Raw genomic sequence first — 4,765 nt, 5'->3', positions numbered from 1 at the left:
GGGGGGCGCGCGCCTTTGCACTGCCTCGCACCCGCGCTCCCCCGCCCTCTCCCGCGTGGCGCAATTTGACGGCCCGGGCGCCGGCCCCCGGGCGCGGGCCCCTCCCGCGTCCGTGGACGCGGGAGGGCCCGGGCGAGAGGGGGGCGGTCCGGTGACGGCCGACCGGCCGACCGAATCGGATCGATCAGGAACGAAGAAGCACAACCAGTCACCGCCTCGTAGCGTCGAACGTACGTCCCGTGGCCTGCCGCAGCGAGCCGGACGGCACCGACGGCGGCACCGACGGCAGCCGCGAGGACGAACCGCCCGGCAGATGGAGAGACGATGAGCAAGGCCACGACGACGGACACACAGCCGCCCGCGCCGCACGCCGCCGACAGCCACGACGTGATCCGCGTGCACGGCGCACGCGAGAACAACCTCAAGGACGTCGGCGTCGAGATCCCCAAGCGCCGGCTGACGGTGTTCACCGGCGTCTCCGGCTCCGGCAAGAGCTCGCTGGTGTTCGACACGATCGCCGCGGAGTCGCAGCGGCTGATCAACGAGACCTACAGCGCCTTCGTGCAGGGCTTCATGCCGACCCTGGCGCGGCCCGAGGTCGACGTCCTCGACGGCCTGACGACCGCGATCATCGTCGACCAGCAGCGGATGGGCGCCGACCCCCGCTCCACCGTCGGCACCGTCACCGATGCCAACGCGATGCTGCGCATCCTCTTCAGCCGGCTCGGGCAGCCGTACGCCGGCCCGCCGAGCGCCTTCGCCTTCAACGTCCCCTCGGTCCGGGCGAGCGGCGCGATCACGGTCGAACGCGGCAACAGGAAGACCGAGAAGGCGACCTTCAGCCGCACCGGCGGCATGTGCACGCGCTGCGAGGGCCGGGGCACCGTCTCCGACATCGACCTCACCCAGCTCTACGACGACTCCAAGTCGATCGCCGAGGGAGCGTTCACCATCCCCGGCTGGAAGTCGGACAGCTTCTGGACCGTGCGTACCTACGCCGAGTCGGGCTTCCTCGACCCGCACAAGCCGATCCGCGAGTTCACCGAGAAGGAGATGCACGACTTCCTCCACCGGGAGCCGACCAAGGTCAAGGTCGAGGGCGTCAACCTCACCTACGAGGGGCTGATCCCCAAGATCCGGAAGTCGTTCCTGTCCAAGGACCGGGAGGCGATGCAGCCGCACATCCGGGAGTTCGTGGACCGGGCGGTCACCTTCACCACCTGCCCCGCGTGCGACGGCACCCGCCTCGGCGAGGCCGCCCGGTCGTCGAAGATCGAGGGCATCTCCATCGCCGACGCGTGCGCGATGGAGATACGCGACCTGGCCGCATGGGTCCGCGGCCTCGACGAGCCCTCGGTGGCGCCACTGCTCGCCAAGCTCCGGCACACCCTCGACTCGTTCGGGGAGATCGGCCTCGGCTACCTCTCCCTCGACCGTCCCGCGGGCACCCTGTCGGGCGGCGAGGCACAGCGCGTGAAGATGGTCCGCCACCTCGGCTCCCCGCTCACCGACGTCACCTACGTCTTCGACGAGCCCACCGTCGGCCTGCACCCGCACGACATCCAGCGGATGAACGACCTGCTGCTGCGGCTGCGGGACAAGGGCAACACGGTGCTCGTCGTGGAGCACAAGCCCGAGGTCATCGCCATCGCCGACCACGTCGTCGACCTCGGCCCCGGCGCCGGTACGGCGGGCGGCACCGTCTGCTTCGAGGGCACCGTCGAGGGTCTGCGCGCGAGCGGCACCGTCACCGGCCGCCATCTCGACGACCGGGCCGCCCTCAAGAAGACGGTGCGCACGCCCACCGGCCGGCTTCCGATCCGTGGCGCGACGGCGCACAACCTGCGGGGCGTCGACGTCGACATCCCGCTCGGCGTGCTCGTCGCCGTCACCGGAGTCGCCGGATCCGGCAAGAGCTCGCTCATCCACGGGTCGATCCCGGCCGGCGAGGGCGTCGTCTCGGTCGACCAGACCCCGATCCGCGGCTCCCGGCGCAGCAACCCGGCGACCTACACCGGCCTGCTCGACCCGATCCGCAAGGCGTTCGCCAAGGCCAACGGCGTCAAGCCGGCTCTGTTCAGCGCCAACTCCGAGGGCGCCTGCCCCACCTGCAACGGCGCCGGAGTCGTCTACACCGACCTGGCGATGATGGCCGGTACCGCCACCACCTGCGAGGACTGTGACGGCAAGCGTTTCCAGGCGTCCGTACTGGAGTACCGCCTCGGCGGACGCGACATCAGCGAGGTCCTCGCGATGCCGGTGACCGAGGCCGAGGAGTTCTTCGGCACCGGGGACGCGCGCACCCCGGCCGCACACAGGATCCTCCGGCAACTCGCCGACGTCGGGCTCGGCTACGTCTGTCTCGGCCAGCCGCTCACCACGCTGTCCGGCGGCGAGCGGCAGCGGCTGAAGCTGGCGACCCGCATGGCCGAGAAGGGCGGCGACCGGTTCGTCTACGTTCTCGACGAGCCGACCGCGGGTCTGCACCTCGCCGACGTCGAGCAGCTGCTCGGCCTGCTCGACCGGCTCGTCGACGCCGGCAAGTCGGTCATCGTCATCGAGCACCACCAGGCGGTCATGGCCCACGCCGACTGGATCATCGACCTCGGCCCCGGCGCCGGTCACGACGGCGGCCGGATCGTCTTCGAGGGCACCCCCGCCGACCTCGTCGCCGCCCGCTCCACTCTCACCGGCGAGCACCTGGCGGCCTACGTCGGCGCCTGACCGGGGCCCGTACGCCACCGGCGCCGGCCCGCTTCGGCCGGCGCCCACCTGTCGGCCGCCAGAGATCCGTGCTCGACCCGGTTCTCCCGGCCGACGGCATCGAATTGAAGGCCGGATCAGAAAAATTAAGTTCTTCGCTTTGACTCCTTAAAAAACTCAAGGTACAAATGAATCGAGAGCATGTCGCCAAGTGCAGGGAGCCGAGGGTGGACTGGCAGGAGCTGACGGACCTGACGCAGGGACGGCCGTTCGTGGTCGAGCGGGTCCGCCTCGTCGGCAGCGGCGTCGCGATCGAGGGGCAGTTCGAGCCGCCGCAGCTGGCTCAGCTCAGCGTCGACGACCAGGTGTTCGTCGCCGCGTTCGTGCGGTCGCACGGGTCGATCAAGGAGATGGAGCGGACCTTCGGGGTGAGCTACCCGACGGTCAAGTCCCGGCTGAACCGGATCGCCGAGCAGCTCGAGTTCGTCGACACCGACCCCGCGCCCAGTGGCGCGGACGTCGTCGACCGCCTGCGGCGGGGGGAGATCAGCGCCGAGGAGGCGCTGGCCGAGCTGGAGAAGTCCCGATGATCCCGCAGCTGGTGACGGTGCGCTATCACCGTTCCGACGGGCGCCGCCGACGGCTGTACGTCCCTGTCCTGCCGGTGCTGCTGGTGCTCTCGCCGCTGCTGCTGCTCGCCGTGGCGGGCGCGGTGGTCGCATGCCTCGTCGCCGGAGTGAGTCCGGTGGGCGCGCTGCGCGGTGTCGGCCGGCTGCTGTGGACGCTGCCCGGCACCCGGTTCGAGATCGCGGAGGGCCGAACGGCCTTCCTGGTCGGCATCCGATGAGTCAGAGAGCTCGGAGAGCTCGGAGAGCGAGGAGCAACGTGAACGAGCAGCGCCGCCAGGTCCTGGAGATGCTGGCCGAGGGCAAGGTCACCGCGGACGAGGCCGAGCGGCTGATCGACGCCCTCGAACGGCAGCGGCCCGAGGCGCCGCCGGGCGCCGCGTCCCGCTCGAAGGCCCGGCCCAAGTACCTGCGCGTGGTGATGGAGGACGACTCCGGCGACACGCCGAGCCGGATCAACATCCGGGTCCCGCTGCAACTGCTGCGCGCCGGGGTCCGGCTCACCAGCCTGATCCCTCCGCAGGCGATCACCAAGGTCAACGCGCAGCTGAACAGGCAAGGGGTACCGGTCGATCTCGGCGAGCTCAAGCCGCAGCACCTCGAGGAGCTCATCGACCAGCTCGACGACATCACCGTCGACGTCGACGACCCCGACTCCAAGGTGCAGATCTTCTGCGAGTGACACCACCACGGCGCCCGGCACCCGCCGGGACCACAAGGCCGGCCGGCCGTTGGCCGCGGACGGCCGGTCGCCCGATCCGGACCTCGATGTCCAACGGTGGCATTCGCCTCGGCCGGTTGGCCCGCGACTCGGCCGATGCCCGGGACGGCGTGCGGTGATCCGGAGGCCGGCACCGCCGCCTGGCTCGGTGCCGGCTCCGGCTGTGCACGGGTGTGCGCCAGACTCGTCGCCTCCGACGCTCCGAGAAGACCGGAGGCACCGTCAAGACCGGTGCTCGCACCAGGTGCGGGCGACATCGGCCTTCGCCGTGCCCCGGGCCTGAAGGCCGGCCCCGCCAACTCGCCCACTCTCCAGTCACCCCATCCTTTCGAACGGGAGGGCTCCATGCCTTCTTCTGTCATGCCCATGTCCATGTCCGGGCGGGGTGACGGCCGCCCGTCGCCGGCCGCCGTCTCCGCCGTCGGGCTGCGCAAGTCCTACGGCGACAAGACCGTCCTCGACGGCGTCGACCTGTACATCCCGGCCGGGTCGGTGTTCGCGCTGCTGGGCCCGAACGGCGCCGGCAAGACCACCGCGGTGAAGATCCTCTCCACGCTCATCGGCGCCGACGGCGGGCAGGCCCAGGTGGCCGGGCACGACGTCGCCACTTCACCCGACGGCGTGCGTGCCGCGATCGGGGTCACCGGGCAGTTCTCCGCCGTCGACGGGCTGATCACCGGCGAGGAGAACATGCTGCTGATGGCGGACCTGCACC

5 protein-coding genes are annotated in these 4,765 nt (G+C 70.9%); all 5 read left to right on the top strand.

Features of this window, described 5'->3' with window-relative positions; translation table 11 throughout:
* The first annotated feature begins 324 nt into the window (after positions 1-324).
* Positions 325-2,724 carry an excinuclease ABC subunit UvrA gene (locus tag ABZ340_RS36385; protein WP_358786179.1) on the top strand — a complete coding sequence of 800 codons (2,400 nt, stop codon included), beginning with the start codon at positions 325-327 and terminating at the stop codon, positions 2,722-2,724.
* Between the two features lie 167 nt (positions 2,725-2,891).
* Entirely contained in the window at positions 2,892-3,293 is a 402-nt protein-coding gene (locus ABZ340_RS36380; RefSeq protein WP_358786178.1) for a DUF2089 domain-containing protein, read from the top strand.
* Positions 3,290-3,550 carry a hypothetical protein gene (locus tag ABZ340_RS36375; RefSeq protein WP_358786177.1) on the top strand — a complete coding sequence of 87 codons (261 nt, stop codon included), beginning with the start codon at positions 3,290-3,292 and terminating at the stop codon, positions 3,548-3,550. The genes ABZ340_RS36380 and ABZ340_RS36375 overlap by 4 nt, the downstream gene beginning before the upstream one ends.
* Positions 3,551-3,588: 38 nt before the next feature.
* Positions 3,589-4,011 (top strand): hypothetical protein, encoded by a 423-nt coding sequence (locus ABZ340_RS36370; protein WP_358786176.1) that lies wholly within the window; start codon positions 3,589-3,591, stop codon positions 4,009-4,011.
* Between the two features lie 384 nt (positions 4,012-4,395).
* Positions 4,396-4,765, top strand: a 370-nt coding sequence (locus tag ABZ340_RS36365) for an ATP-binding cassette domain-containing protein (protein ID WP_358786175.1), incomplete at its 3' end; no start/stop codon positions are given.

Source organism: Streptomyces sp. NPDC006134, from assembly GCF_040628835.1.
GTDB lineage: Bacteria > Actinomycetota > Actinomycetes > Streptomycetales > Streptomycetaceae > Streptomyces.
Note: the sequence above shows the minus strand (reverse complement) of the source record. Positions and strands in the feature narration are given on the sequence as shown.

Coding starts and splice junctions, on each gene's coding strand:
- ABZ340_RS36385 (WP_358786179.1), top strand. CDS start 325: ATGAGCAAGGCCACGACGACGGACACACAGCCGCCCGCGCCGCACGCC.
- ABZ340_RS36380 (WP_358786178.1), top strand. CDS start 2,892: ATGAATCGAGAGCATGTCGCCAAGTGCAGGGAGCCGAGGGTGGACTGG.
- ABZ340_RS36375 (WP_358786177.1), top strand. CDS start 3,290: ATGATCCCGCAGCTGGTGACGGTGCGCTATCACCGTTCCGACGGGCGC.